Source organism: Micromonospora sp. NPDC048905 (assembly GCF_040649655.1).
Taxonomy (GTDB): Bacteria; Actinomycetota; Actinomycetes; order Mycobacteriales; family Micromonosporaceae; genus Micromonospora.
In genome coordinates this window covers 115,523-140,794 of sequence record NZ_JBEZFV010000009.1, presented here as the reverse complement: position 1 = coordinate 140,794, position 25,272 = coordinate 115,523, and the positions used below count along the sequence as shown (strand labels likewise).

Annotated in this window: 24 protein-coding genes, 3 tRNA genes and 2 pseudogenes; 17 read left to right on the top strand and 12 right to left on the bottom strand. The window is 70.9% G+C overall.

Annotated features, from left to right (window positions below):
- Window positions 1–27: 27 nt before the first annotated feature.
- The 4 genes from AB0C01_RS23945 to AB0C01_RS23930 are packed head-to-tail and all read right to left on the bottom strand — an operon-like array spanning window position 28 to window position 2,071.
- Window positions 28–786 (bottom strand): tyrosine-protein phosphatase, encoded by a 759-nt coding sequence (locus AB0C01_RS23945; protein WP_357250612.1) that lies wholly within the window; start codon window positions 784–786, stop codon window positions 28–30.
- Between the two features lie 55 nt (window positions 787–841).
- Window positions 842–1,300: a PRC-barrel domain containing protein gene (locus AB0C01_RS23940; RefSeq protein ID WP_357572153.1), complete on the bottom strand. Its 459-nt coding sequence runs from the start codon at window positions 1,298–1,300 to the stop codon at window positions 842–844.
- Between the two features lie 25 nt (window positions 1,301–1,325).
- Entirely contained in the window at window positions 1,326–1,895 is a 570-nt protein-coding gene (locus AB0C01_RS23935) for a carboxymuconolactone decarboxylase family protein (RefSeq protein WP_357572152.1), read from the bottom strand.
- A 2-nt stretch (window positions 1,896–1,897) separates the two neighbouring features.
- On the bottom strand, window positions 1,898–2,071 hold the full coding sequence (locus AB0C01_RS23930; RefSeq protein WP_357250603.1) for a hypothetical protein: 174 nt from the start codon (window positions 2,069–2,071) through the stop codon (window positions 1,898–1,900).
- Window positions 2,072–2,387: 316 nt separating this feature from the next.
- Here AB0C01_RS23930 and cimA point away from each other — a divergent pair, with 316 nt between their 5' ends.
- A complete protein-coding gene (gene cimA, locus AB0C01_RS23925) occupies window positions 2,388–3,971 on the top strand; it encodes a citramalate synthase (RefSeq protein ID WP_357250601.1) in 1,584 nt (527 codons plus the stop codon).
- Between the two features lie 13 nt (window positions 3,972–3,984).
- Here the strand turns inward: cimA and AB0C01_RS23920 are convergent, their stop codons facing one another.
- Entirely contained in the window at window positions 3,985–4,920 is a 936-nt protein-coding gene (locus tag AB0C01_RS23920) for an endonuclease/exonuclease/phosphatase family protein (RefSeq protein WP_357572200.1), read from the bottom strand.
- Window positions 4,921–5,326: 406 nt separating this feature from the next.
- Between AB0C01_RS23920 and AB0C01_RS23915 the strand changes: the two genes are divergently transcribed.
- The 7 genes from AB0C01_RS23915 to arfB all read left to right on the top strand — a co-directional run bounded on the left by AB0C01_RS23915 (window position 5,327) and on the right by arfB (window position 10,770).
- Complete coding sequence (locus AB0C01_RS23915) at window positions 5,327–5,836, top strand: hypothetical protein (RefSeq protein WP_357250598.1); 510 nt, start codon at window positions 5,327–5,329, stop codon at window positions 5,834–5,836.
- 184 nt (window positions 5,837–6,020) lie between these two features.
- On the top strand, window positions 6,021–7,070 hold the full coding sequence (locus AB0C01_RS23910) for a MoxR family ATPase (RefSeq protein ID WP_357572151.1): 1,050 nt from the start codon (window positions 6,021–6,023) through the stop codon (window positions 7,068–7,070).
- The gene (locus AB0C01_RS23905) at window positions 7,067–8,068 is read left to right on the top strand and encodes a DUF58 domain-containing protein (RefSeq protein WP_357572150.1); all 1,002 of its coding nucleotides are present in this window, start codon (window positions 7,067–7,069) and stop codon (window positions 8,066–8,068) included. Before AB0C01_RS23910 ends, AB0C01_RS23905 begins: the two co-directional genes overlap by 4 nt.
- The gene (locus AB0C01_RS23900; RefSeq protein WP_357250590.1) at window positions 8,065–9,024 is read left to right on the top strand and encodes a VWA domain-containing protein; all 960 of its coding nucleotides are present in this window, start codon (window positions 8,065–8,067) and stop codon (window positions 9,022–9,024) included. The genes AB0C01_RS23905 and AB0C01_RS23900 overlap by 4 nt, the downstream gene beginning before the upstream one ends.
- 38 nt (window positions 9,025–9,062) lie before the next feature.
- Window positions 9,063–9,917, top strand: a complete 855-nt coding sequence (locus tag AB0C01_RS23895) for a trypsin-like peptidase domain-containing protein (RefSeq protein WP_357250587.1) — start codon at window positions 9,063–9,065, stop codon at window positions 9,915–9,917.
- A gap of 96 nt (window positions 9,918–10,013) precedes the next feature.
- Complete coding sequence (locus AB0C01_RS23890; RefSeq protein ID WP_357250584.1) at window positions 10,014–10,310, top strand: hypothetical protein; 297 nt, start codon at window positions 10,014–10,016, stop codon at window positions 10,308–10,310.
- 34 nt (window positions 10,311–10,344) lie between these two features.
- Complete coding sequence (gene arfB, locus AB0C01_RS23885) at window positions 10,345–10,770, top strand: alternative ribosome rescue aminoacyl-tRNA hydrolase ArfB (protein ID WP_357250581.1); 426 nt, start codon at window positions 10,345–10,347, stop codon at window positions 10,768–10,770.
- A gap of 36 nt (window positions 10,771–10,806) precedes the next feature.
- Here the strand turns inward: arfB and AB0C01_RS23880 are convergent, their stop codons facing one another.
- The gene (locus AB0C01_RS23880) at window positions 10,807–11,493 is read right to left on the bottom strand and encodes an RICIN domain-containing protein (protein WP_357250578.1); all 687 of its coding nucleotides are present in this window, start codon (window positions 11,491–11,493) and stop codon (window positions 10,807–10,809) included.
- A gap of 370 nt (window positions 11,494–11,863) precedes the next feature.
- Window positions 11,864–12,115, bottom strand: a pseudogene (locus AB0C01_RS23875) (3-methyladenine DNA glycosylase); the annotation flags it as partial.
- 46 nt (window positions 12,116–12,161) lie between these two features.
- Here AB0C01_RS23875 and AB0C01_RS23870 point away from each other — a divergent pair.
- Window positions 12,162–13,556: a recombinase family protein gene (locus tag AB0C01_RS23870; protein ID WP_357250575.1), complete on the top strand. Its 1,395-nt coding sequence runs from the start codon at window positions 12,162–12,164 to the stop codon at window positions 13,554–13,556.
- Between the two features lie 209 nt (window positions 13,557–13,765).
- On the opposite strand, the gene AB0C01_RS23865 is transcribed toward AB0C01_RS23870, so the two are convergent.
- The 4 genes and pseudogenes from AB0C01_RS23865 to AB0C01_RS23850 form a co-directional block, all read right to left on the bottom strand.
- Window positions 13,766–14,137: a hypothetical protein gene (locus tag AB0C01_RS23865; protein ID WP_357250572.1), complete on the bottom strand. Its 372-nt coding sequence runs from the start codon at window positions 14,135–14,137 to the stop codon at window positions 13,766–13,768.
- A 337-nt stretch (window positions 14,138–14,474) separates the two neighbouring features.
- A complete protein-coding gene (locus AB0C01_RS23860) occupies window positions 14,475–15,140 on the bottom strand; it encodes a hypothetical protein (RefSeq protein WP_357250569.1) in 666 nt (221 codons plus the stop codon).
- Window positions 15,141–15,475: 335 nt separating this feature from the next.
- A pseudogene (locus AB0C01_RS23855) lies at window positions 15,476–16,102 on the bottom strand (3-methyladenine DNA glycosylase); the annotation flags it as partial.
- Between the two features lie 35 nt (window positions 16,103–16,137).
- A complete protein-coding gene (locus AB0C01_RS23850; protein ID WP_357572149.1) occupies window positions 16,138–17,661 on the bottom strand; it encodes a hypothetical protein in 1,524 nt (507 codons plus the stop codon).
- Between the two features lie 174 nt (window positions 17,662–17,835).
- Between AB0C01_RS23850 and AB0C01_RS23845 the strand changes: the two genes are divergently transcribed.
- The 4 genes from AB0C01_RS23845 (at window position 17,836) to AB0C01_RS23830 (ending at window position 19,251) form a co-directional block, all read left to right on the top strand.
- Window positions 17,836–18,639, top strand: coding sequence for a fumarylacetoacetate hydrolase family protein (locus AB0C01_RS23845; protein ID WP_357250563.1), 804 nt, complete (start codon window positions 17,836–17,838; stop codon window positions 18,637–18,639).
- Between the two features lie 108 nt (window positions 18,640–18,747).
- Window positions 18,748–18,819, top strand: a tRNA-Gln gene (locus AB0C01_RS23840).
- A 135-nt stretch (window positions 18,820–18,954) separates the two neighbouring features.
- Window positions 18,955–19,027 (top strand) — tRNA-Glu (locus tag AB0C01_RS23835).
- A gap of 151 nt (window positions 19,028–19,178) precedes the next feature.
- Window positions 19,179–19,251, top strand: a tRNA-Glu gene (locus AB0C01_RS23830).
- A gap of 172 nt (window positions 19,252–19,423) precedes the next feature.
- On the opposite strand, the gene AB0C01_RS23825 is transcribed toward AB0C01_RS23830, so the two are convergent.
- A complete protein-coding gene (locus AB0C01_RS23825; RefSeq protein ID WP_110562481.1) occupies window positions 19,424–20,110 on the bottom strand; it encodes an IclR family transcriptional regulator in 687 nt (228 codons plus the stop codon).
- 49 nt (window positions 20,111–20,159) lie between these two features.
- Between AB0C01_RS23825 and leuC the strand changes: the two genes are divergently transcribed.
- From leuC to AB0C01_RS23805, 4 genes are all read left to right on the top strand, one after another.
- Window positions 20,160–21,605 carry a 3-isopropylmalate dehydratase large subunit gene (gene leuC, locus AB0C01_RS23820; RefSeq protein WP_357250560.1) on the top strand — a complete coding sequence of 482 codons (1,446 nt, stop codon included), beginning with the start codon at window positions 20,160–20,162 and terminating at the stop codon, window positions 21,603–21,605.
- Between the two features lie 14 nt (window positions 21,606–21,619).
- Window positions 21,620–22,207: a 3-isopropylmalate dehydratase small subunit gene (gene leuD / locus AB0C01_RS23815; protein WP_357250557.1), complete on the top strand. Its 588-nt coding sequence runs from the start codon at window positions 21,620–21,622 to the stop codon at window positions 22,205–22,207.
- A gap of 172 nt (window positions 22,208–22,379) precedes the next feature.
- Window positions 22,380–23,072, top strand: a complete 693-nt coding sequence (locus tag AB0C01_RS23810) for an HU family DNA-binding protein (protein WP_357572148.1) — start codon at window positions 22,380–22,382, stop codon at window positions 23,070–23,072.
- 141 nt (window positions 23,073–23,213) lie between these two features.
- Window positions 23,214–25,265 (top strand): endonuclease/exonuclease/phosphatase family protein, encoded by a 2,052-nt coding sequence (locus tag AB0C01_RS23805; protein WP_357572147.1) that lies wholly within the window; start codon window positions 23,214–23,216, stop codon window positions 25,263–25,265.
- Window positions 25,266–25,272 lie beyond the last annotated feature (7 nt).

The window sequence follows — 25,272 nt, the reverse complement described above, 5'->3', positions numbered from 1 at the left end:
GGTCTGGTCGGCCCCGGCCCCGGCGGGCTACGCCTCGGTCGGCTCCTCGAGCAGGTGGTCGCGGAGGGCGGCGAGCTGCTCGTCGGTCACCCCGGCGTGCCGCAGGTACGCCTCGACCGAGCCGTACCCCTCGCGTAGCTCGTCGAGGAAGAGCTGCATCGCCTCGGCGGGCGAGGCCAGAAACGGCGCCGGCACGGCCGGGCCAGTCGGGCTGGTGGTCGCCAGCCAGGCACTGAACCGGGCCGACGCCTCGGAGCTGAGCGCGTAGTCCGCGGTGATGTCCGCGTCGTCGACGCCGAGCACGGAGAGCGTCAGCGCACAGACGATGCCGGTGCGGTCCTTGCCGGCGACACAGTGCACCACCGCCGGGGCATTGGCGGAGTCGGCGATCAACCCGACCGCCTCGGCCAGCCCGGCGGTGCCGGTCTGGGCCAGGTCGGCGTACCGGTCCGCGAGGTAACGGGCCAGGCTGGCACCCTCCTGGTGCGGTGTGCTCGCCCAGTCGGCGTGCTCCGGGTGGATGTTGCGGTAGGTCAGCCCCTGGTATGCCGGCACCCGGCCGTCCCGCTGCACCTCGCTGGGGCGGCGCAGGTCGATGACGGTGCGGATCCCGATCGCGGCGAACGCGTCCCCGTCCTGCTCGGTGAGGCGGTGCAGCGAGTCGGAACGGAAGAGCCGGCCCCGGCGTACGGGTCGGTCGCCGTGGCCGAGGTGGCCACCGACGTCGCGGAAGTTGAAGGTGGCGGGCAGCAGCGAGGTCTGACGATTTTCGTCGATGGCGTCCACGCTCACACGGTAACGGCCGGTGGGACCACACCCCACCGGCCGTCGGGTCGAACAGTCAGCGGGCCGTGCCCGGCGGGAGGGCGCCGTACGTCTCGTCGTAGTAGCCGCCCAGCTGATCCCGGTAGGTCGGGTCGCTGTGGCTGCTCTCGTCGTACTCCGGGGCGGCCTTGATCTGGTCCCGGGTGCGGTCGACGGAGACGGTGCGCTGGTCGTGGTCGACCTGGTTGACGGTGCCGGCCGGCAGCATCACCTTCTTGCCGAAGATCCAGGGGCCGGTGTCGACCACCAGGTAGCTGCCGCCCACCTCGTGGCTGGCACTGTCGATCTTGCCGACGCCACCGTCGCTGGCCTCGACCTTGTAGCCGACCAGGTCGGCGTCGGCCACCCCGGCCTGGTCCCGGTACCGCCAGGGGTCGAACGTGCCGGCTGGCGCGCCACCGGGCACGACGCCCTGGTCGCCGCCGTGCAGCGGGTCCGGCCCGGCGTGCGTGGCGTGCGGATCGATCCTGTCCATACCGTTCACTCCTGACTGTCACCGATCAGCTCATGTCTTGGCAGGAGCTACCCGGCTGTCGGGGGCCGGAAACGGCGGCCTCGGCGTCCAGGGTGACCGCCGCGGCGTGCACCACGGCGGAGATCCGCAGGGTCTCGTGTAGTTGCTCCCGGGTGAAGCCGCTGCCGCGCAGCTTCTTCTCGTGCAACTCCAGGCACACCGCGCAGCCGGCGATGGCCGACACGGCGAGGCACCAGAGCTCGAAGTCGCCCTTGTCCACCCCTGGCCTCGCGATGATCCGCATGCGCAGGCGGGCCGGCATCGAGGCGTACCGCTCGTCGCCGATCAGGTGCTTAGCCCGGTAGTAGATGTTGTTCATCGCCATGATCGCCGCGGCGCCCTTGGCCGCCTCGACACCCTCCGGTCCGAGGTGGCCGAGCGCCTCGGCCGCGATCTCCCGCAGCACCACCGGGTTGCGGGCGGTCACCGCGCAGGCCAGCGCGGTGCCCCAGCTCTGCGCCGGGGTCAACGCCGAGGTGCCGATGGTGGCGCCCAGGTTGAGCGCGATGTCCCTGGCGTACTCCGGCAGGGCCGCCCTGATGGCGTCCAGGCCCATGGTCAGACCCCGATCTCCGTCGGGCCGATGGAGGTGAACTCCATCGGCCCGACGAGGACCAGACGCCACGTGCCCTCGTGGGACGGGTGGCTGATCGTCGTGGACGCGTTGGTGGCGTCCAGCGATACGCAGGCGGTGGGTCCGTGCTCAGGTAAGCGGTCACTGACGGTGAGCACAGGTCCTCCTTGCCGACGGCACGGTGGCCGCCACTGGATCCGTTGCAGATGCTTCCGCACGGCTGTTTCTGCCGATGAGGGGCCCAGTGGCTTGTGAAGCCGATCACGAGCGACCGTTCGGGGTGAACGAACGCTCAGTCACTGTCCCGCTATGTGGATTGATCCTCCCAAAAAGAGGTGAGGAGTGGCAGAGTGGCCATCGTGACCAGCACCGCCCTGATTATTGCGACCTAGCGCGCCGGCTCTCCCCTCCGCCGAGCGCGCAGACCTCCCGCACCCGCGGGAGGTCTTTTTGTTGCTCCGAGAAAGGATCCTGATGACGTTCCAGGTCTTCGACACGACCTTGCGCGACGGCGCCCAGCGCGAGGGGCTCACCTACTCGGTGGTCGACAAGCTGGCCGTGGCCCGGCTGCTCGACGAGTTCGGCGTCGGCTTCATCGAAGGTGGCTGGCCGGGCGCGGTGCCCAAGGACACCGAGTTCTTCCGTCGGGCGCGTACCGAGTTGGACCTGCGGCACGCCGTGCTTGTCGCGTTCGGCGCCACCCGCAAGGCCGGTGTCGCGGTCGCCGACGACCCCCAGGTGCGGGCCCTGCTGGACGCGCAGACCCCGGCGGTGGCGCTCGTCGCCAAGGCCGACAGCCGGCACGTCGAGCGGGCGCTGCGCACCACCGGCGCGGAGAACCTGGCGATGATCCACGACACGGTCAGCCACCTCGTCCGCGAGGGCCGGAGGGTCTTCGTCGACGGCGAGCACTTCTTCGACGGCTACCGGCACGACCCGGCGTACGGCGCGGCGGTGGTGCAGACCGCGTTGGCCGCCGGCGCCGAGCGGATGGTGCTCTGCGACACCAACGGCGGCATGCTGCCGTCCCAGGTGACCGCCGTGATCGGCGACCTGACCGACCGGCTGGGGATCGACGCCGGTCTGCTCGGCATGCACGCGCAGAACGACACCTCCTGCGCGGTGGCGAACACGATCGCCGCCGTCGAGGCGGGTGTCCGCCACGTCCAGGGCACCGCCAACGGGTACGGCGAACGCCCCGGCAACGCCGACATCTTCGCGGTCGTCGCCAACCTCCAACTCAAGCTGGGCATGCCGGTCCTACCGGAGGGCTGCCTGGCGCAGATGGTGCGGGTCTCGCACGCCATCGCCGAGATCGCCAACATCGCCCCCGACACCCACCAGGCGTACGCCGGGGCCGCCGCCTTCGCCCACAAGGCGGGGCTGCACGCGAGCGCGATCAAGGTCGACCCGTTGCTCTACAACCACGTGGACCCGTCGGTGGTGGGCAACGACATGCGGATCCTGATCACCGAGATGGCCGGCCGGGCCAGTGTCGAGCTGAAGAGTCGTGAGCTCGGTCTGGACCTGGCCGGCAGCCCGGAGGCGCTGACCCGGGTCACCAAGCGGGTCAAGGAGTTGGAGGCCGGCGGCTGGTCGTTCGAGGCCGCGGACGCGTCCTTCGAGCTGCTGGTCCGTTCCGAGCTGCCGGAAGGGGGTCCGGCGCGACCGTTCACCCTGGAGTCGTACCGGGTGCTCGTCGAACATCGGGAGGACGGTTCGGTGGTCTCCGAGGCGACCGTCAAGATCCGGGTACGCGGGGAGCGGGTGATCGCCACCGCCGAGGGCAACGGCCCGGTCAACGCGCTCGACGAGGCGCTGCGGGTGGGGCTGGCCAAGCACTACCCGCAGCTGCGCGGCTTCGAGCTGGCCGACTACAAGGTGCGCATCCTGGAGGGCAGCCACGGCACCGGCGCGGTGACCCGGGTGCTGCTGGAGACCGCCGACGGCACCGGCCGCGACTGGACCACGGTGGGCGTACACCCCAACGTGGTCGAGGCCAGCTGGCACGCCCTGATCGACGCTCTCACCTACGGCCTGGCCCCCGCCTCGGTCTGACCCGGCGGCAGGATCACTGTGGGAGGGTGAGCGTGGCCAGGACCGGGCGGTGGTCGCTGCCGGGGAGGGTGAGCACCCGCACCGACCGGACCGCGATGCGGCGGTCGACGAGGACGTGGTCGATGGTGACAGGTGGGATGAGGTCACCGTCGTACGGACCCCAGGTGCCGGTCAGGCCCTCGCCGGTGGCGTCGGCGGCGTCCACGTAGCCGGTGCGCAGCAGGGCGCGCAGCGGACCGTGGTCGAGAGTGGCGTTGAAGTCCCCGGCGAGGATCCGCAGGGCGCCGTCCGGGGTGGCCGGGGGTTGGGCGGTCAGGTCGGCCCGCCAGTTGCCGACCTGGTCCAGTGCGTACGGGGCCGAGGGGTGGGCCGACTCGACCCGTACCGGGGGTGCGCCGGGGACGGCCACCGTCCCGTACGCCTGGGTGAAGCCCCACCCGTTGAGGTTGCGCCGCAGGCCGACGTCGGTCAGCGGCCACCGCGAGTAGAGCCCGGAGCCGGGCGTGCCGATCTCCGGGTTGAGCTGCCGGTGCGGCAGCAGCCGGTCGAGGCCGGCCTGATCCAGGGCGGCCCGCGCCTCCGGCGTGAACTCCTGCACGGTGAGCACGTCCACCCCGTGCCGCCGGACCAACTCGACAAGCGTCCGCGCGTCGCCGGTGCCGGCGAGCAGGTTGGCGGTGAGCAGCCGCACGGTCGGCCCGGCCGCCGCGGGTTGCGGGGAGGCCAGCGCCCGGGGTGCGACGACGCCGAGCAAGGCCACCGCGGTCAGGGCCGCGACCGTCGCCGGCCACCAGCGCCGCAGGGCGAGTGCGAGGGCCAGTGGCAGCACGCTGAAACCCGCGACGTACGGCGTGAAGGCGAGCGCCTGCACCAGGGGACCCCGGTCCAGGCCGAGCAGTCGGACGGCGGCCCAGAGGGCGATCGGCGCGACCGTCAGCCAGCAGAGCACCGTGCCGAGCCGAGCGCTGCGGTACCACCGCGCTGAGGGGATGGGTGTGGGTGGCCCGTCGACGATCATGACGCTGATCCTAATGGGTGTGCCGAAACCATTTCGTGAATGGCGAAACGTTCACCTTTCACAATTATCTGACGGCTGATCGACAACTCGATAAAGTGAGATCAACTATTGACGTCCGGCTTTTTGCGGTGCTACGTTCCATCTGGCTCATACGACGCAACTCTGAGTAGTTATCGCAGCTCAGATGGGATGTAGATTGTTCAGAAACCAACCTCACCAATTGCCGGTGGGCTAGGTTTCCCGCACCCCAGTGTCGTCGTCCGCCTATTCATGGGCAGTCATCCGTCCCGCCCCGCGGGTCGGCCGAATTCGCACGGTCACACAAGGGGGACCTGTCATGGAAACATCCTTCCGACGCAAGGCGGCAGCGGTCACGTTCGCTGTCCTGGCGCTCACTCTGGTCGGCGGGGGGATCGCCGTCGCCCAGCCGTCGGCGAAGGCGCCGCAGGCGGCCGCCAAGCCGACGGCCCGGGACACGAACAGCCAGCCGCCGGTCACCGCCGAATCCGCCCGCTCGGCGAAGGCCGCGCTGAAGTCCGGCGGGGTCACCACGATGGCGGCCGCCAGCTGGTTCACCGTCGTCAACGCCAACGGCACCAAGGCGCGCGGCACCGGCACGGTGCTCAAGTACGGCGTCGGCGAGTACGAGGTGCAGTTCGGCTACAACGTGTCGCCCGGCGCCTTCCTGGCCACCATCTCCCGGCAAGACTCCTGCTGCATCCCGCCGGGTGGTGAGGTCGCGGTCGCTCGGCGGCTGGGCACGCCCAACGCGGTCTTCATCCAGACCCGTGACTCGGCGGGAGTGCCGGCCGACCGGGGCTTCACCCTGCACACCCACACGCCCTGATCGAATCGAGACCCGGCCCCCGCGCTTCGTGCGCGGGGGCCGTTCGCTTCGATCAGCCGTTCTCGCGATGCCTCGCGCCGATCGTCACGCTTGCGTGCGACTCATCCCCGTTCGGGCCACTCCGGGCCGGTCCGGGCCGCACAATCCCACGTTTGCCGAGGCCCCGCCCCGGGAAGCAAGCACCGTGACGGACATCTCGGACACCCTGGCCAGCATGCCCAGCTCGGTCGATCCCGAGCCGACCGGCGTCGAGCTGGAACAGACCCTCTTCGAGGTCAAACGCGTGATCGTCGGGCAGGATCGGCTCGTCCAACGCCTGCTCACCGCACTGATCGCCAACGGGCACTGCCTCCTGGAGGGCGTACCCGGGGTGGCCAAGACCCTGGCCGCGCAGACCCTCGCCACAGTCGTCGGCGGCACCTTCTCCCGGATCCAGTTCACCCCGGACCTAGTCCCCTCCGACATCGTCGGCACCCGGATCTACCGGGCCTCCAAGGAGACCTTCGACATCGAACTGGGTCCGATCATGGCCAACCTGGTGCTGGCCGACGAGATCAACCGTGCCCCGGCCAAGGTGCAGTCGGCGCTGCTCGAGGCCATGGCCGAACGGCAGGTCTCCATCGGCGGGCGCAGCTGGCCCGTCCCGGAACCGTTCCTGGTGCTGGCCACCCAGAACCCGATCGAGTCCGAGGGGGTCTACCAACTCCCGGAGGCGCAGCGCGACCGGTTCCTGATGAAGGTGGTGGTCGACTACCCCAGCGACGCCGACGAGCTGGCCATCCTCTACCGGATGAGCACCGACCGGCCGGTCCCGCGCCCGGTGCTCGACGCGCAACGACTGCGGGACCTCCAGGCCCACGCCGAGCGGGTCTTCGTCCACCACGCGCTCGCCGAGTACGTGGTACGGCTGATCCTCGCCACCCGTGACCCGGGCCGCTTCGGGCTACCGGAGATCGCCCCGCTGTTGGCGTACGGCGCCAGCCCGCGGGCCACCCTGGGCCTGGTCGCCGCCGCCCGGGCACAGGCACTGCTGCGGGGACGGGAGTACGTGCTGCCCGAGGACGTCCGTGAGCTGGCTGTCGACGTCCTCGCCCACCGGCTGGTGCTCTCCTTCGACGCGGTGGCCGACGGGGTGTCGGCGGAGAGCCTGGTGCGACGGCTGGTCGAGGCGGTGCCACCGCCCCGGCTGGCCAGCAGCCACCCACAGCAGACGCCGGACCTGGCGGCGGCATGAGACGAGCGAACGTCGCGCCGGCTGACCCCGGCCTGGCCGAGTTGGCCCCGGACCAGCGGGTCCGTCGCCTGGAACTGACAGTCACGCGCCAGCTCAACGGACTGCTGCACGGCCAGTACCGCGGCCTGCTGCCCGGGCCGGGCAGTGAACCCGCGGGCAGCCGCGAGTACCGACCGGGCGAGGACGAGGTCCGCCGGATGGACTGGGCGGTGACCGCCCGCACCGGCGTACCGCACGTCCGCCAGATCGACGCCGACCGGGAACTGACCACCTGGCTGCTCGTCGACGGCAGCGCCAGCATGGAGTTCGGCACCGCCGAGCTGGACAAGCGGGAGTTGGCGGTGGCCGCGGTCGCGGCGGTCGGTTTCCTCACCGCCGGCATCGGTAACCGCCTCGGCGCCCAGGTGCTGCGCGCCGACGGGGTACGCCGCTTCCCGGCCCGCAGCGGACGTACCCATCTGCTCACCCTGCTGCGCACGCTGCTCGCCGCCCCGCGACCCACCGCGCCCGTCGACCGGCCGGGGTGGAGGCCGCCGGACCTGGCCGACGGGCTCGACGCGCTGCACCGGATCGCCAACCGGCGCGGTCTGGTCGTGGTGGTCTCCGACTTCCTCGACGGCCTGCCCGACGACCCCGGCCAGCCAGCGCCCTGGGAACGCACCCTGCGCCGGCTCGCCGTCCGGCACCAGGTGCTGGCGATCGAGGTCACCGACCCCCGTGAGCTGGAACTGCCGGACGTCGGCCTGATCACGCTCATGGACCCGGAGACCGGCCGACGCCGCGAGGTGTGCACATCGGACCGCCGGCTGCGCGAGCGGTACGCCGAGGCCGCCGCCGCCCAGCGCGACCAGATCCACCAGTCGTTGCGCCGCAGCGGCGCCACCCACCTGCCCCTGCGCACCGACGGGGACTGGAGCGCGGACATCGTCCGGCACGTGCACGCCCAGCGCCGACTGGCCACCGCGCCGGTCGCCCCGGTACGGGGAGGTGTCGCGTGACCTGGCAGTCGCCGCTGCGACTCTGGCTGCTGCTCGGCGTACTCGCCCTCGTCGGCGCGTACCTGCTGATGCAACGCGGGCGCAGCCGGTACGCGGTCCGCTTCACCAACCTGCGGCTGCTGGACCGGGTGGCGCCGGAGCGGCCCGCCTGGCGTCGGCACGTACCGGCCGGGCTCTTCCTGGCCATGCTGGCCCTGCTGGTCGTCGGGTTCGCCCGCCCCAGCGCCGAGGTCCAGGTGCCCCGGGAACGTGCCACGGTGATGGTGGCGGTGGACGTGTCCACGTCGATGCTCGCCACCGACGTGGAACCGGACCGGTTGGCCGCGGCGAAGCAGGCGGCCCGGCGGTTCGTCGAGGGCCTGCCCGACGAGTTCAACGTGGGTCTCGTCGCGTTCGCCGGCAGCGCGGCCGTGCTGGTGCCGCCCGGCACCGACCGCGACGCCCTCGACGAGGGGATCGGCCGGCTCGCCGAGGGAATCACCGGCGTGCAGGGCACCGCGATCGGCGAGGCCATCAACACGTCCCTCGGCGCGGTCAAGAGCCTGGACAGCGAGGCCGCGAAGGAGACACCACCAGCCCGGATCATCCTGCTCTCCGACGGTGCCAACACCTCCGGAATGGACCCGATGGAAGCGGCCGCGGAGGCGGTGACGGCGGAGGTGCCGGTGCACGCCATCTCCTTCGGGACGCCGTCCGGGTTCGTCGACCGAGGCGGACGGCCCATCCAGGTGCCGGTCGACGGGCAAACCCTCAAGGAGGTCGCCGAGGAGACCGGCGGGATGTTCCACGAGGCCAGCACCACCGACGAGCTGCGGGCCGTCTACGACGACATCGGCAGCTCGGTCGGTTACCGCACGGAGCGGCAGGACGTCTCGGCTCGGTTCATCGGCCTCGGACTGGTGTTCGCGATGGGCGCCGCCGCCGGATCGATGCGCTGGTTCTCCCGCCTGCCCTGACCGCCGCGCACCACCGCCGTCGACCGTGAGGAGTACGCATGGCAGTACAGACCGGACTGGGCGAACCACGCGGTCCCTGGTTCGTCTCACCCCAACTCGACCCGGACGGGCGCGGGTGGTGGGACCCGCCCGAGCGCGACCCGGGCGAGCGGAGGCCGCGACGGCTGCTCGCCGCACTGGCCGTGGTGGCGCTCTCCGCCGTCTCGGGGGCCGTCGCCGGGGGCGTGGTGGCCGCCCGGGACGGGGCGCCCGGCCCGGCTGCCGCGTCCGCCGCCCCGGTGCCCGCCGAGCTGGTCACCGCAGCCGAAAAGACCGTGCCCGGGGTGGTGTCGGTGCTGGCCGGCGGCACGTCGGCCGGATCCGCGACCGGCTCGGGCTTCGCGGTGGACGACCAGCAGCACCTGATCACCAACGACCACATCCTGGCCAAGGGTGGTGGCGGGCCGGTGACCGTCGAGCTGCCCGACGGCCGCCGGTTCGCCGCCGAGGTGGTGGGCCGGGAGCCGCGCAGCGACCTGGCGGTGCTGAAGGTGCCGGCGGCGGCCGGTCTCACCCCGTTGCCGATGGCCAAACCGGGTGCGACCCGGGTCGGTGAATCGGTGCTCGCGGTGGGCTCACCACTCGGCCTGGCCGGAACCGTCACTGCGGGAATCGTCAGCGCCTTGGACCGCGAGGTACGGCTGGGCAACAACCGGCACCGCGCGGTGCAGACCGACGCGTCCATCAACCCCGGCAACTCGGGAGGGCCGCTCGTCAACGCCCGCGGGGAGGTGGTCGGAGTGAACACCGCCATCGCCACCATCGACGGGAGCGGCTCGATCGGCATCGGCTTCGCCATCCCGATCGACCAGGTGCAGCAGACCGCCGACACGATCATCGGTAAGGGCGGCTGACCTGCCCGGACAGCCGCTCGCGCGGCCAGTGTCGGATATCCGGCCGGACCGCATCGGGCTATGGAAATATCACTGTCGGTATGGATACTGGCGGAGGTGGAGCGTCCTCTTCTCGCGGTCCTCCTGCTGGTGGGCCTGGTCATCGGATGTGCGGTGGGGTCGGCGTACGCCCGGGCACGACGCGGGTGGAACGACTACCAGACGGTCCGGAAGTCGGTGCCGGGCGCCCGTCGAGGCGCCTGGTCGCTGATCCGCGGGGTCGCCGTGAAGGCCGGGGTGATCGCGCTCCTGCTCTTCGGCGCGGTGGCGTACGCGGCGGTCGGCTCCGACGAGGAGGCCGCCGGGCCGGCGCCCAGCCAGTCGCCCACGCAGAGCAAGACCCCGCACCGATGACCCCTGGCGGGTCGCCGCGGGTTAGCCTCGGGGCGTGGACGACGGACTGCGGGTGACCGATCGGTGGATCGTTCCCGCCGGGGAGCTGCGGGAGCGCTTCTCCCGCTCGTCCGGGCCGGGTGGGCAGGGTGTGAACACCGCGGACTCCCGGGTCGAGCTGAGCTACGACCTGGCCAACTCGCCGGCCGTGCCCGATTGGCTGCGGACACGGGCACTCGCCCGGCTGGCCAACCGCCTGGTCGACGGGGTGCTGACGATCGCCGCCAGTGAGCACCGGGCCCAGCTGGCCAATCGGGAGGCGGCCCGCGAACGCATGACCGCGCTGCTGCGGGAGGCCGCCGCACCTCCGCCGCCACCCCGCCGGGCGACCCGCCCGTCCCGTGGGGCCAAGGAACGCCGGCTGGCCGAGAAGAAGCGCCAGTCCCAGCGCAAGCGGGACCGCCGCGCCGACGGCGACTGAGCGGCCGCGCCCCCGGCATGCCCGGGCGGCGCGGAGTCAGCCGGTCAAGGACCAGGCCTGGTTCTGGCCGCCGATGCACTCCCACTGCTGCACGAAGGCGCCGGGCGCCGGTGCCGTCAGGGCGGAGTTGGCCGCGTCGAGGCACTTGTCGCTGTGCCCGGCCCGCAACTCCCACTTGTCGTCTGCGCGGCGCTGGAGGTGCCAGGTCTGGTTCGGCTGCCAGCGGCAGTTCCCCAGCACCAGTCCCGCCCCATTCCCTGTCGAGGCGTCGCGGACGCTCAGGCATTGTCTGCTCGCGGCGTCCATTATCTGGAAGGCGTTCTGGTGGGCGACCCGTCCGCCTCGACGCAGAAAACGGAACCGCTGCGTCGACCGATTCATATCCGGTTGCACTTTCATGTCCGCCGTGTCGACGGCCAGATTGTCCCGGCCGCTGTAGGCGCTGTGCAGTCGCTCGGTGTAGTCGAACAGGACGAATGGCACCGATGTTGTCTCGCCGCGCTTGGAAACGGTGGCCACCCATCGGTTGGCCGCGCTTTCGTTGAGCTTCTTGTGTGCCTCGCGCACCTGGGGCGCGACGCAGAGGTGGTCCTTGGGCGTCGCCTCGCGCCACACGAACCCCTGCTGGCAGGTGTCGGGCCCGTAGGTCCGGTCGGCCGGGTTGCGGAACTGGTTGGGGTTCCGGTTGTCCAATTTCACGAATTGTCGGGTCTTCAGGTCCACGCAGACGTGGTCGTCTGGTCTGGCTTCCCGCCAGACGGTCCCCGCGACGCAGGTGGAGGGGCCGAATGGCCCAAATGCGGTCGCCGCGCCACGAACTGCGGTTCTGTCAAACGTTGTGCCGCCGGTCGCCGCACTCGCGGACGCCGTTTCGGGCACCGTTATGCCGATCGTCAGAAGACCGGCAAGGAACATCAGTCTACGTGCACCGGTAATCATAAAAATCAAGCTAACACGATGCCCCGCGCGGTCGATGGGACAACGCAATGATCCGTTCGGGGCAGACCCGGCTGACGGAACTGAAATCTGTCCGCCGGATGGTGTGTGACTGATTGTCGACGACCGGGCGGCGACTGGGTGAGCCGAGCCCCGATCAGCCCGGGACGGCGACGAGCAACCGGTCGCGCAGCACGGCGGCCCGCTCGGCGAACCCGCGTTGCGCCGCCGCGTACTCCGCCCGACCGTCCGGAGTCTCCACCCGCACCGCGGGGTAACCCAGCGCCGCCAGGTCGTACGGGCTGGCCCGCATGTCCAGCGTGCGGATGTCCCGGGCCAGCTCGAAACAGTCCGCGACCAGCTCCGAGGGCACCAGCGGCGACAGCTTGTACGCCCACTTGTACAGGTCCGCGCGTATCCTCATCACAGGCAACTTCAAGGGAGGGAACGCGGGGATGGACGTCGTCATCTACGCACGGCTCAGCCTGGACAAGCTGGGTAACGAGCTGGGCGTTGATCGGCAACTCGAAGCCTGCCGGGAGCTGGCAGCTCGTCAAGGCTGGACGGTGACGCGGGAGCTGATCGACAACAGCATCAGCGCTACGACCGGCCGTGTCCGGCCGGCGTTCGAGAAGCTGCTCACCCTGAGCCCGAAGCCGGACGCCATCATCGTCTGGCATCTCGACCGACTCGTCCGCCTAACCCGTGAGCTGGACCGGGTGATCAGCTACGGCGTACCCGTCCACGCCGTGACCGCAGGGATGCTGGACCTGAGCAACCCGACAGGCGTCCTGATGGCGAACGTGGTCACCGCGTTCTCTCAGTTCGAGGGCCAGCAGAAGGCTGCTCGTCAGCGCCTGGCAGCCACGCAGCGCGCTTCCCAGGGCCGGCCCTGGTGGTCGGCTCGACCCTTCGGATACGAGCGTGACGGATCGCCTCGTGCTGGCGAAGGCGACGCCGTTCAGCGTGCGTACCAGGATTTGCTGGCGGGGCGCTCCCTGTTGTCGATCGCTGACGAGTGGAACCGCCAGGGCATGCATACCACCAGGGGGAGGAGCTGGACGGGCGCGACTGTTCGTCAGCTCCTCATGTCTGCCAGGAACTGCGCTATCCGTACGTACGCAGGGGATGAGGTCGGCCCTGGGAACTGGGATGCCTTGGTGCCCGAGGAGATCTACCGTTCCGCTGTCCGTGTGCTCAACTCCCCTGCCCGCAAGACTGGTGGTGGCGGTCCCCGTCGCAGCCTGCTGACGGGTGTCGCTACCTGCGCCAAGTGCGATGGCCCCATCCGCACGGCACGGCGTGGACGGAAGGGCGAGCAGGGTAGCTACGCCGTGTACGAGTGCAAGCTCAAGCACTGCGTATCTCACCGTCAGGACGAAGCTGACACCATGGTCAGCGAGCGTGTGATCCGGTTCCTGACCGCGCCTCAGTTCGCGGAAGCGTTCGAGCAGAGCGAGGATGACCTGCCCGTTCAGCAGATGAGGGACGAGCTGGGGAGCCTGCGTTCACGGCTCGATGATCTGGCCACCGACTACGCCGCCGGGCTCGTTACGCGATCGCAGTTCCTGACTGCATCCCAGACCATGCGCAGTCGGGTGGAAGGGTTGGAGGATCAGCTATCTCAACTGGGGAGTGACAGCGCGGTCAAGGGCGTCACCGGGATGACGGACGAGCAGGTACGGCGTCACTGGGATGGGTTGGATGTAGACCGCAGGCGGTCCCTGATCCTCGCGGTTGTCGTGAGCTGCCGTCTCCGCCAGAAGGGGCGTGGCGTCCGCCGCACCGATGAGCGGCATGTCGATGTGTTGTTCAGGGCGGGAGATCCGGCGAAGGTCGCGAGCATCTGAACAAGGGAGGAACCGAACCGGGGAGAGGGCCCCGAAGTGCCCATCTCGGGCTCCTGATCTTCGGGGTCTATCTAAGATCTACTGCGTACAGGTTGTGGATCTACAGCAGAACAGCACTACTCCTACGGAGTAGTTCCTTAGGTACGCGCACGCGGGGGCGCGCGCCTACGCGCGTAGGAGGACATACTCCCCGGCTTCCGGCCGCTGCATCACCCTGCCGACGCTGGCGCTCCTGACAGCTCAGCCAGCAGTTCCTGCGAGAGCCGCAACGGTGCGAGGAGGTCTCGCACGTATGCCGCACGTTGTTCGTCGTTGGCGTCCTGCCACCACTCGCCCGCCTGAGTCAGGTGAGCGCGGATGGCCTCTACGCGGTGGGGGTGCGCATCGGCGTTCCGCCAGGTGCGCCACCCTTGGCCGGGGTCGGCGGCCTCAAGGGCGTCAACCAGGCGATGCTGGATGGCGGCTATGAACGGGCTGCCTGCGTAGACGCTGCCAAGATCCTCGGACTTGCACTCCATGAGCATGCGATGAAGCGCCAGGACCTCGTAATAGCCCTCGACTCGTACCGCCTCGACATCCACTGCTCAAGCTTGCCCGATGCCGTCGGCTTAGCTCTTGGCCGGCTCCATCACTCCCTGAGATGTTCAACCCTCCCAGGGCGCCGCTGGGCCATCGAGTTTACGTTGGGTATACCCCTACACTCTCCGGGCTCGTTCGGCCGTCAGTCTGGCTCTCAGGTCGGCCTGCGGGCGTGCGTGGGTGATGATCCAATCCCTCACCATACTGCCGTCGTCTCTCCTTGGGCAAGGAACTGGCCGTTCGAGCCTGTTATGGCTGGCGGGCCAGCGTTGTCTTCCCAGGTCAAGAGTCAGATCCCCGCTTCTGGGCGACCTTGGAACCGGGGCAAGATGGCGGATGCTATGACATAGCGGTGCGGGAAGGGTGTCTCAGAGGGTCATGCCCCACCCTTGCCGGTGGCTCCGCTCCCTCAAGCAGCGCCGCACACACATCGATCAACCGGGAGCGTAGCCGGCCCGCACGCTGCGAGAACTCGCGTTGACGAGCGACGTACTCGGCCTTGCCCTCAGGTGTCTCGATGGCCACCGCCGGTTCCCCATAGGAGGAGAAGTCGTACGGGGACGCCTGCATGTCGAGTAGTCGGATGTCCCTCGCCAACTCGAAGCAGTCGAGCGCCAGATCCCCCGGAACCGCAGGGCCCAGCTTGGTTGCCCACTTGTGGCAGTCCATCGAGGCATGCAAGCAGCCCGGCTGGTCAAGCTCTACCTGGCTCTCCCTCGTTGGTTGGAGCCGGTTGAGGCTAACCGCGTCAGGGGTGAAAAACCGGAACGCATCGAAGTGCGTACAGCGGATCTGGTGAGACTCGACTACCGCGTCAGTGCCCTCTTGCCCAAGTCGCAGGGGGAGTGGATGCCGATGCTCGCGTTGGCGGTACACCATCGCCCACTCATGCAGGCCGAAGCAGCCAGTGAAGGCTGGTCGCGACGCGATCGCGGACAACAGCCGATGGATGAAGCGCACCGAATCAACCCGGTCGGCGAGGAACGCTGTGACGTCGAAGCTCACGACTCCGTCCGCGTCCGTGGCGTACCAACGCCACTGTCGGTGTGGGGCAGAGCCGTTCGGTCCGGGCTCCAAGGAGATGCCGACGCCCGGGTGCCAGCGTCGGAGCACGGAGGGCCTGGTGCCGTAGTAGTCGTACAAGAAGTCATCGATCGCGTGGCGTTCACTCGTGGCCTTGCGGGCGCGGTGGCCTGCGGTAAGGGAGTCGGTGCGCTTCTCGTGAGCTTCCAATTGGGGAAGCCAGCTTGCGGCGGGGATGCTTGTCAACGGTTCGGGCCCTTGTTGTCCGCTTCGTGCCGCTTGCATACCCCCGACCTCTGAGGGGTGCCTGAGTTGCGCTTATGCAGGTCCATGTTGGCGTGCAGGCAGCCCGGCTGTTCGTGCGCGTGCTGCGTCTCCCGGGTCGGGGTGAGCAGGTTCAACGGCCGGGCCGGCGGCGTGAAGAACCGGAACGCGTCGAAGTGGCTGCACCGCACGCCCCGCTCCTCGACGACGGCGGCGGTCCGCTCCGGGGTCAGCCGCAGCGGCCAGGCGTTGTGCCGCACCTCCTCGCGGGTCTGCCGGTAGACCATCGCCCACTCGTGCATCCCGAAGCAGCCGAAGTGCGGCGCCCGCCCGGCGGTGGCCGCCAGCAGGGAGCGGATCCAGGCGATCGAGTCGCCGCGCCGCGCGCGTACCCCCTCGGTGTCGAGAATGACCCCGGCGGTGGTGGCGCGGTAGTCCCGGCCGAACTCGGCCGGATCGGCATCGCGCAGCTCGACCCCGGCGCCCGGGTGCCAGCGACGGAGCTGGGCCGGGCGGTGCGAGTAGTAGGTGAACAGGAAGTCGGCCACCGGATGCCGCTCACCACGCCGCCGGCGGGCCAGGTGCGGGGTCAGCCAGACGTCCGCCCGCTCCTCGTGGGCGCGCCGGCGGGCCTGCCACTGCGCCGCGTCGAGCACGGCGGGAGCGAGGGCGGCGGTCACGCACCCCAGGGTACGACCGCCGCCCGCGCATCCGGTCAGGGCATGTGCACCCGCACACCCGCGGAGAACACCCCACTGCGCAGCTCCAGCTGCTGCGGCGGGTCCCGTCCGTCGACGGTGAAGACCAGCGGCAGCACCGTCCGACTGCCCGCGGCCATCGGGTCGGCGAAGATGTCCCGACCCAGGTTCGCCGCCCGGGTGGCCGACTCGTCGGTGCTCACCCAGCGCCCACCGGGCAGGTACGCCCGTTGCAGTTGGCCGTGCCAGGGTTGGTGGTCCCCGGTGACGTTGCGGACACCCACGGTGGCCTGGCAGCGTCGGCCGTTGGCCGGCGCGGCACCTCCGCCGTCGCCCTTCCCGGCGGTGCCGGGCGCTCCGCACGACATCCGGTACACGGTGAACTCGAACGCCGACTCGCGAAGGGGCACCCCCACCGGCCCGGTGACCCCGGTCCCCGTCCACGCTCCGCTGGTCGGCTGCTTCTGCGTGTCGATCGCCGAGACCTGCCGGGTCGCCGTCCAGCCCGCGGTGCCGACGACGCCGGCGAGCACCGCCACGGCCGCACCCACCAACAACCAGACCGGCGGGGTACGCCGACGCCGCGTCGCACTCGGAGCTGCCGGGCGCGGGTAGATCGTTCCGCGACCACCGTCGGCGGGTCCGCTACGGCTGGCGAGCGCGGTGGCCGTGACCCGGCCCGCGCGCCGACGTCGCCACACCCACACCAGGGCGGCGCTGATCAGCAGCAGGACCGCCAGTCCGGCGAGCAGCACCGGGTACCGGCGCCACGGCGGCGCGTCGGTGACCTCGGCCGCAGGGGCGGCCGCCGCGTTCCAGGTGGCCGTGGCGCAGTCGTACGGCCGGGTGCCGTCACTCGTGAACGCGCAGGCCGGCGCGGTCAGTGGCCGGCCGGGCGCGGTCGTGGCGAGCGCGGTGCCCAGCGTGGCGCTGCTGTGTGCCGGCAGTCTCAACCGCCAGGTCACCTCGGTGCTGGACCCGCCCGCCTGGGTGGACCGGCCACCGGCGCTGATCGCGGTCGGCGACGACCCGGGCGGCAGCTCCTGCCGCACGGTGGTGTCCACCGGCGCGTTGCCCACGTTGCGCACCTGGATCCGGTACTTCGGTGCGGGGCTGCTCTCCGGCGCGACGGCCACCGTGACCTGCTGCGGCGGCGCCGACGCGGGCGCCCGGGACGGAGGCGCCACCGCCGGTGGCGCCGACGGCGGGGTGGGCTCGGCGGACATCCGCGCGACCACCGCGACCGGTGGTCGCGTGGTCCGCCCCGGCGCGGCCGTCGGCACCCCGGTCGGCGCCGCGCTCGGTCGGGTCGCGCCGCCCGGTGGCCGTGCGGTGGCGTCCGGCGGTCGGGCTGTGGCTTCCGACGGTCGTGCGGTGGCGGCCGGTGGTCGCGACGTGGCGTCCACCGGTCGGGCTGTCGCGGCCGGTGGTCGCGGCGCGGCCTCCGGCGCCACTGCCGGCAGGGCCGGCACGGCGGCGAGGATGCCGAGGCAGTGTACGAACACTGCGAGGGCTCTGTGGTGTCGTGTCGATGCAGGCATACGAACGAACCTCCGGAGCCGACGCTAGGGGCGCGCTGCCTCCGTGCGGGTACGAAGCCGCGAACCCCACCCCGGTCACCTTCAGCCCCGGTAGGGTGCCGCGCGCTGACGGGTTGCGCACACCCGACGGCCGGTCCTGGCCGGTCGAGGGGGTGGCGGGGCTAGATTGGCGGGGTGCGTATCGCTCGTTTCGCCCATGCCAAGGGAATGTCGTTCGGAGCCGTCGAAGGCGAACCGGAGGCCGGGCCGCAGGGCCTGACCATCGCCGAGATCGAGGGCCACCCGTTCGGCAACCTCTCCTTCAGTGGGGCCCGCTGGGCCCTCTCCGACGTCCGACTGCTCTCGCCGATCCTGCCCAGCAAGGTCGTCTGCGTCGGCCGCAACTACGCCGACCACGCCGCCGAACTCGGCAACGACGTGCCCAAGGAGCCGCTGCTCTTCCTCAAGCCCTCGACCTCGGTGATCGGCCCCCGGGACGCCATCCGGCTGCCGATCTTCTCCAAGCAGGTCGAGCACGAGGCGGAGTTGGCGGTCGTCATCGGGGCGCCCGGCGCGCGTCGCGCCGACCGGGCTGCCGCCGAACGCGCCATCTTCGGCTACACCTGCGCCAACGACGTCACCGCTCGGGACCTCCAGCGTTCGGACGGGCAGTGGACCCGGGCCAAGGGCTTCGACTCCTTCTGCCCGATCGGCCCTTGGATCACCACCGGACTGGACGTCTCCGACGTGGAGATCCGGTGTGAGGTCGGTCGCAACCCGGAGGAGATGGAGGTACGCCAACTCGGCCGCACGAAGGACATGGTCTTCGACGTGGTGGGTCTGGTGTCGTACATCTCGCACGTGATGACCCTGTTGCCCGGCGACGTCGTTCTCACCGGCACTCCGGCCGGGGTTAGCCCGCTCGTCGAGGGGGATACGGTCACTGTGCGGATCGAGGGCATCGGCGAGCTCACCAACCCGGTGGTCCCCGTCGCCTGATCCGTCGGATGCCCCCGTTTTCGCAGCTCACACGCGTTTCGGGGGGATCCGATTTGGCCTGCTGGCACCGGGAGGGTAAAGTTCACTCCCGGCACCGCAAGGGGCCAATGGGGTATGGGGTAATTGGCAGCCCGACTGATTCTGGTTCAGTTAGTCTAGGTTCGAGTCCTGGTACCCCAGCGCTGCTGGAATTCGCGAGAGTTCCAGACGCTGGATTCTGACGAAGTTCGGCTCCGTCCCTTCGGGGGCGGAGAGTGGTCTTCGGTAGAGTGCAGCTCCTCCGCCCGTCAGGGTGGGGGAGCAAGAGTTAGTTCTGGCCCCGTCGTCTAGTGGCCCAGGACGCCGCCCTCTCAAGGCGGTAGCGCCGGTTCGAATCCGGTCGGGGCTACATCGTGCACAGCCCGTCTCACCAGGTGAGGCGGGCTGTTTCGTTTCTCCGCGCCGCCCGCTGTGCCCCCGCACCCCGCGATCATGCCGGTGCGACGGTGCCGCTAGACTACAGCCGTACCGCCCGCGAGGGCGGTGAACGGAAAAGTTCTGGCCCCGTCGTCTAGTGGCCCAGGACGCCGCCCTCTCAAGGCGGTAGCGCCGGTTCGAATCCGGTCGGGGCTACAACCAAAGGCTCATCTCGCTCCGCGAGATGAGCCTTTCTCGTACCCACCCTGTCCCGCCCCCCAGGCCTCGGTGATCAAGAGCTTTGCGTCACCGGCTCCGGCGTGTCGTGACGCAAACTTCTTGATCACCGCGGGTGGGGTGGGGAGGGGGTGGGGGGTGGGGGGTGGGGTTAGAGGCCGGATAGGCGTTGGCCGGCTCTTACTACGGCCATGGCGTGGCGTTCGCCGGGGCGGCGGCCTAGGCGCTCGATCGGGCCGGAGATGCTCACCGAGGCGATCACCCTCCCGGTGCGGTCGCGGATCGGGGCGGAGACGCTCGCCACACCGGCCTCCCGCTCGGCGACGCTCTGTGCCCAGCCACGGCGGCGCACCTCGGCGAGCGTGCGGCCGGTGAACTTGCTGCGCGGCAGTAGCGGCATCACCGCCTCCGGCGGCTCCCAGGCGAGCAGGATCTGCGCCGCGGAGCCGGCCGTCATCGGCAGCACCGAGCCGACCGGAACGGTGTCCCGCAGGCCGCTGGCGCGCTCCGCCGCGGCCACGCAGATCCGCTCGTCGGCACGGCGCAGGTAGAGCTGTGCGCTCTCGCCGGTGGCGTCGCGCAGCGCGGCCAGCAACGGCTCGGCGGCGGTCAGCAGAACGTCCGGTGCGGCGTTGGCCAGCTCGCCGAGGCGGGGGCCGGGGCGCCATCTGCCCTGGGTGTCCCGCACCAGCATCCGGTGTATCTCCAGGGCCTGGGCCAGCCGATGTGCGGTGGCTCGGGGCAGCTTGGTGCGATCAACGAGTTCGGCCAGGCTGGCGCCGTCGACGCAGGCGGCCAGGATGACCACCGCCTTGTCGAGAACGCCGACACCGCTCATACTGTGTCCCACAAGCCGAAACTTACCTCCCAGAATTTAGGATGTCCAGATGGTGGGAGTCACTCCTGAGCCGAGGACCCTGGCCGAGAAGGTCTGGGACGCGCACGTCGTACGGTCCGCCGCTGGTGAGCCGGATCTGCTCTTCATCGACCTGCACCTGCTGCACGAGGTGACCAGCCCGCAGGCGTTCGACGGGCTGCGGCTCGCCGGTCGCCGGGTGCGTCGTACCGACCTGACCCTCGCGACCGAGGACCACAACACCCCAACCGGGTACGCCGACCCGGCGTTCCGCCTGCGCCGTGGTGACCTGCTCACCATCGAGGACCCCACGTCGCGTACGCAGATCGAGACGTTGCGGCGTAACTGCGCCGAGTTCGGGGTGCGGTTGCACCCGCTCGGCGACGACAACCAGGGCATCGTGCACGTGATCGGCCCCCAGCTCGGTGTCACCCAGCCGGGCATGACGATCGTCTGCGGTGACTCGCACACCGCCACCCACGGCGCGTTCGGCGCGCTGGCCTTCGGCATCGGCACCAGCGAGGTGGAGCACGTGCTGGCCACCCAGACGCTGCCGCAGAGCCGGCCGAAGACGATGGCCGTGAACGTCACCGGGCGGCTGGCCCCGGGCGTCACCGCCAAGGACCTGGTGCTCGCGCTGATCACCCAGGTCGGTACCGGTGGCGGGCGTGGGCACATCGTCGAGTACCGCGGCGAGGCGATCGAGGCCCTCTCCATGGAGGGGCGGATGACCATCGCCAACATGTCCATCGAGTGGGGCGCCAAGGCCGGCATGATCGCGCCGGACGAGACCACCTTCGCGTACCTCAAGGGTCGGCCGAACGCGCCGCGGGGCGCGGACTGGGACGCGGCGCTGGCGTGGTGGCGGACGCTGCCCACCGACGAGGGCGCGAGCTTCGACGCCGAGGTGACCCTGGACGCCAGCCGGATCACCCCGTTCGTCACCTGGGGCACCAACCCGGGGCAGGGGGCGCCGCTGAGCGCGCCGGTGCCGGACCCGGAGGACTTCCTCACCGACTCGGAGCGCACCGCAGCCCGCCGCGCCCTGGAATACATGGACCTGCGCCCCGGCACCCCACTGCGCGAGCTGCCCATCGACGTGGTCTTCGTGGGGTCCTGCACCAACGGCCGCCTGGAGGACCTGCGGGCCGCCGCCGACGTGCTGCGGGGCCACCAGGTCGCCGACGGCGTCCGGATGCTCGTGGTGCCCGGTTCCGCAGCCGTCCGGGAGGCCGCCGAGGCCGAGGGACTGGACAAGGTCTTCGCGGACGCCGGGGCCGAGTGGCGGTTCGCCGGCTGCTCCATGTGCCTGGGCATGAACCCCGACACGCTGAAGCCGGGCCAGCGCTCGGCCTCCACCTCGAACCGCAACTTCGAGGGCCGTCAGGGCCGGGGTGGGCGTACCCACCTGGTCTCCCCGCCGGTCGCCGCCGCCACCGCCGTGGCCGGCCGACTGGCCGCCCCCGCCGACCTGTAGAAGGGACCGAGGAGATGGACAAGTTCACCACCCACACCGGCACGGCCGTGCCGCTGCGGCGGTCCAACGTGGACACCGATCAGATCATCCCTGCCGTGTACCTCAAGCGGGTGACCCGAACGGGCTTCGCCGACGGGTTGTTCAGCGCGTGGCGGGAAGATCCGACATTCGTTCTCAACGATGAGCGCTATTCCGGCGCGTCGATCCTGATCGCCGGCCCGGAGTTCGGCACCGGCTCCTCCCGGGAGCATGCCGTCTGGGCCCTGCGGGACTGGGGCTTCCGCGCGGTGGTGGCGCCGCGCTTCGGCGACATCTTCCGCGGCAACGCCCTCAAGGAAGGTCTGTTGCCGGTCGAGTTGGAATTGAAAGCCGTCGAAGAGCTGTGGGACCTGATCGAGTCGGACCCGACCACCCCGGTGACCGTCGACCTCACCGCCCGCCAGCTCCGCGCCGGGGACGCCAACTGGTCGTTCCCGCTTGACGACTTCAGCCGCTGGCGGCTGCTGGAAGGCCTCGACGACATTGGACTCACCCTCCGCAACGTCGCCGACATCGACTCGTACGAGGCCCGGCGACTGCCGTTCCTGCCCTCCGTGGCATAGCCGTACGCCCGGCCGCACAGCGGATTCCACCCCCATCGGTCCGACCGGTGGGGGTGAATCCGTTACGACACAAGGGCTTTTTTCTACCGAATGTTTGTGTCCCGGCAGCACAGGGCATAACGTGCGCGCAGAATGGCTCGCGAAGAGTCAGTTGCACAATCGGGAGGAAGTCGTGAACAAGGCCGAGCTCATCGAGGCGCTCGCCGTTCGCCTGGGGGACCGGAAGACGGCGACGAACGCCCTAGAGGCGGTCCTCACCGAGGTCCAGGCGGCGGTCACCAAGGGCGAGAAGGTGGCGATCACCGGATTCGGAGCGTTCGAAAAGCGTGTGCGTGGTGCGCGAACAGCGCGCAACCCGCGTACCGGCGAGGCGGTGAAGGTCAAGAAGACATCCGTCCCGACCTTCCGCCCCGGCGCCGGGTTCAAGGAGATGGTGGCCAGCGGCAAGGTGCCGAAGGCCACGGTGGCGACGAAGAAGGCCGCCACCACCACCGCCACGGCCAAGACGGCCGGCACCAAGGCGGCGGGCACCAAGACGACAGGCACCAAGGCGGCGGGCACCAAGGCCACCGCGGCGACCAAGACGGCCGCCAGCAAGAAGACCGCCCCGGCCAAGGCGAGCAAGACCACCACGGCGACCAAGACGGCCGCCAGCAAGAAGACCGCCCCGGCCAAGGCGAGCAAGACCACCACGGCGACCAAGACGGCCGCCAGCAAGAAGACCACCGCCGCGGCGAAGAAGACCACCGCGGCGACCAAGTCGACCGCGGCGAAGAAGACCACCGCGACGGCGAGCAAGAGCACGGCGGCCAAGAAGGCGCCGGCGAAGAAGGCTCCGGCCAAGAAGGCGGCCAGCAAGCGCTGACCGACCAGCTCCGAAAGGGCGTCCACCCACGGGTGGACGCCCTTTCGGCGTACGGGGGCCGTTGACCCGGTCGGCGCGCTCACGCAGAATCGCCGTGCCGGTCCCCTCCGCCGGCCCCGCCGACACCGAAATGGGGCGCCGGTGCGCTACCGCCAGGTCACCACCGGGACGCTCGCGCTGGGCGTCATCCTCCTCATCGACGTGCTGCGCGTCTGGCTGCCCGGCATCATCACCATCTTCGGTCAGGCGGCGTCCACCCCGGCCGAGCTGATGGGCGCGTTCGCCCTCGGCTGGTTCGTGCTCGCGCTCGGCGCACCCGCGGTGGTTCGCCGGGTCGGCGCCCGCCCGGTCACGGTCGTCGCCGCCGTCGCGCTCGCCGTCGCCCGGCTCGCGCTCACCGCCGCCCCCGGCGGGCGTACGCAGCTCTGGCTGGCCACCGCCGGGCTGCTCGCCGGGCTCGTCTGGTTGGTCGGCGTCGCCGCCGACACCGACCGCCCGGTCCCGGGGCTGGCATTGGGGTTCGCGGTCAACGCGGCCCTGCACGCGGTGCTGGACACCGTCGACCTGGTCTGGCGGGGCGACTGGGTGGCCTGGCTGCTCAGCTCCGTCGCGGTGGCCCTGTTCCTGTTCGGTGCGGTGCGGTCCGGCAACGGGGACGTTGCGGCGCGGTTCGGCAGCGGGGACGGTACGGCGCGGTCCGGCAGCGGGGACGGTGCGGCGCGGTCCGGCAGCCGGGCGGGCGCTGGTGGGGTTCGGGCCTGGCTGCTGGCCGGACCGGCGCTGCTGCTGGCCGGAATGGTGGCGCTCTCCCCGGCGCTGGCCGAGACCGGAATGTCGTACCTGCAGGTCGGCGGTGAGGTGGCGCGCTCGCCGCTGTTCGGCATGGCGCCGGTGCCGGTGGCGGTGGCGGCCTTCCTGTGCACCGCGTTGACCCGACCGCAGCGGTGGAGCCGAGTGTACGGACCGGTGGCGGTGGTGTTCGGTGCCGTGCTGTTCGCCCTCGACCAGGGTGACCTGCTCCTTCCCGCCATTCTCCTCGCCGCCGTCGGGCTCGGCGCCTGCCTCGCCCGCACCGACGACGCCAGCCTCCCGACGAGCGACCCCGCCGCCGGTACGGCGGACAGCGCCGGTCTCGTGCACGGTGCCGGTCTCGCTGCTGCCGCCCCGGCTGACGGTGCCGGCGACAAGGGAGTCGACAGGCGGTGGGCGGCTCGCCGGGGGTACGCGGTCGCCGCCGGCATGCTCGTCTTCGCGCTGGGTGCCGTCGGGTACTACTCCGCCTACGACCTCGGCTACCCCAACGCCTCGGTGCCCGTGCTGGTGGCCCTGCTGGTCGCCGTGGTCGCGTTCGCCGCCCGGTTCGTGGCCGACCCGCCCCCCGGACCGTTTCCGCCGCTCCGGGCCGCTGGCGCGGTCACCGCGCTGGCCCTGCTGGCGCCGGTGCTCGCCGACGAGGTGCCGGTCGCCAGCAACCGGGAGGGTCCACCGGAGCGCCTGACCGTGGTGGCGTACAACATCCGGATGGGTTTCGGGCTGGACGGTCGGTTGGACCTGGCCGGGCTCACCGAGGCCGTCGACGGACAACGACCGGATGTGGTGTTGCTCAGCGAGGTGGACCGGGCCTGGCTGCTCAACGGTGGGCACGACACCCTGGACCTGCTGGCCGACCGGCTCGGCATGTCGTACGTCTTCGGGCCGGCCGCCGACCCGGTCTGGGGCGACGCGGTGCTCAGCCGTTGGCCGGTCACCGATCCACGGACCCTCGCCCTGCCGGCCGTCGGGGCGCCCACCGGCGCGCAGGCGCTCGCCGTCACGCTTGACCTCGGTGACGGCGTCCGCACCGCTGTGGTGAGCACCCACCTGCAACCTCCACCCGGGCGGGGTCCGGTGGTCCAGGCCCGCGCGGTCGCCGACTTCGCCACCGGGTACGCGGCCGGCCGGCCCCTGGTGGTGGCGGGTGACCTGAACACGGAGCCGGGCGACGAGGCGTTCGGGCAGTTCACGGCGGCCGGTCTGGTCGACGCGTTGGCGTCGGCCCGACCGCTGGCGACGAGCCCCGCCGACGATCCGCGCGAGCAGATCGACCACGTCTTCGTCTCGCCCGATCTCACCGCGACGGACCCGGTCGCACCGCGCGGCACAGCCAGCGACCACCTGCCGGTGGCGGTGACCCTGACCCTGCCACCCCGCTGACCGCGCG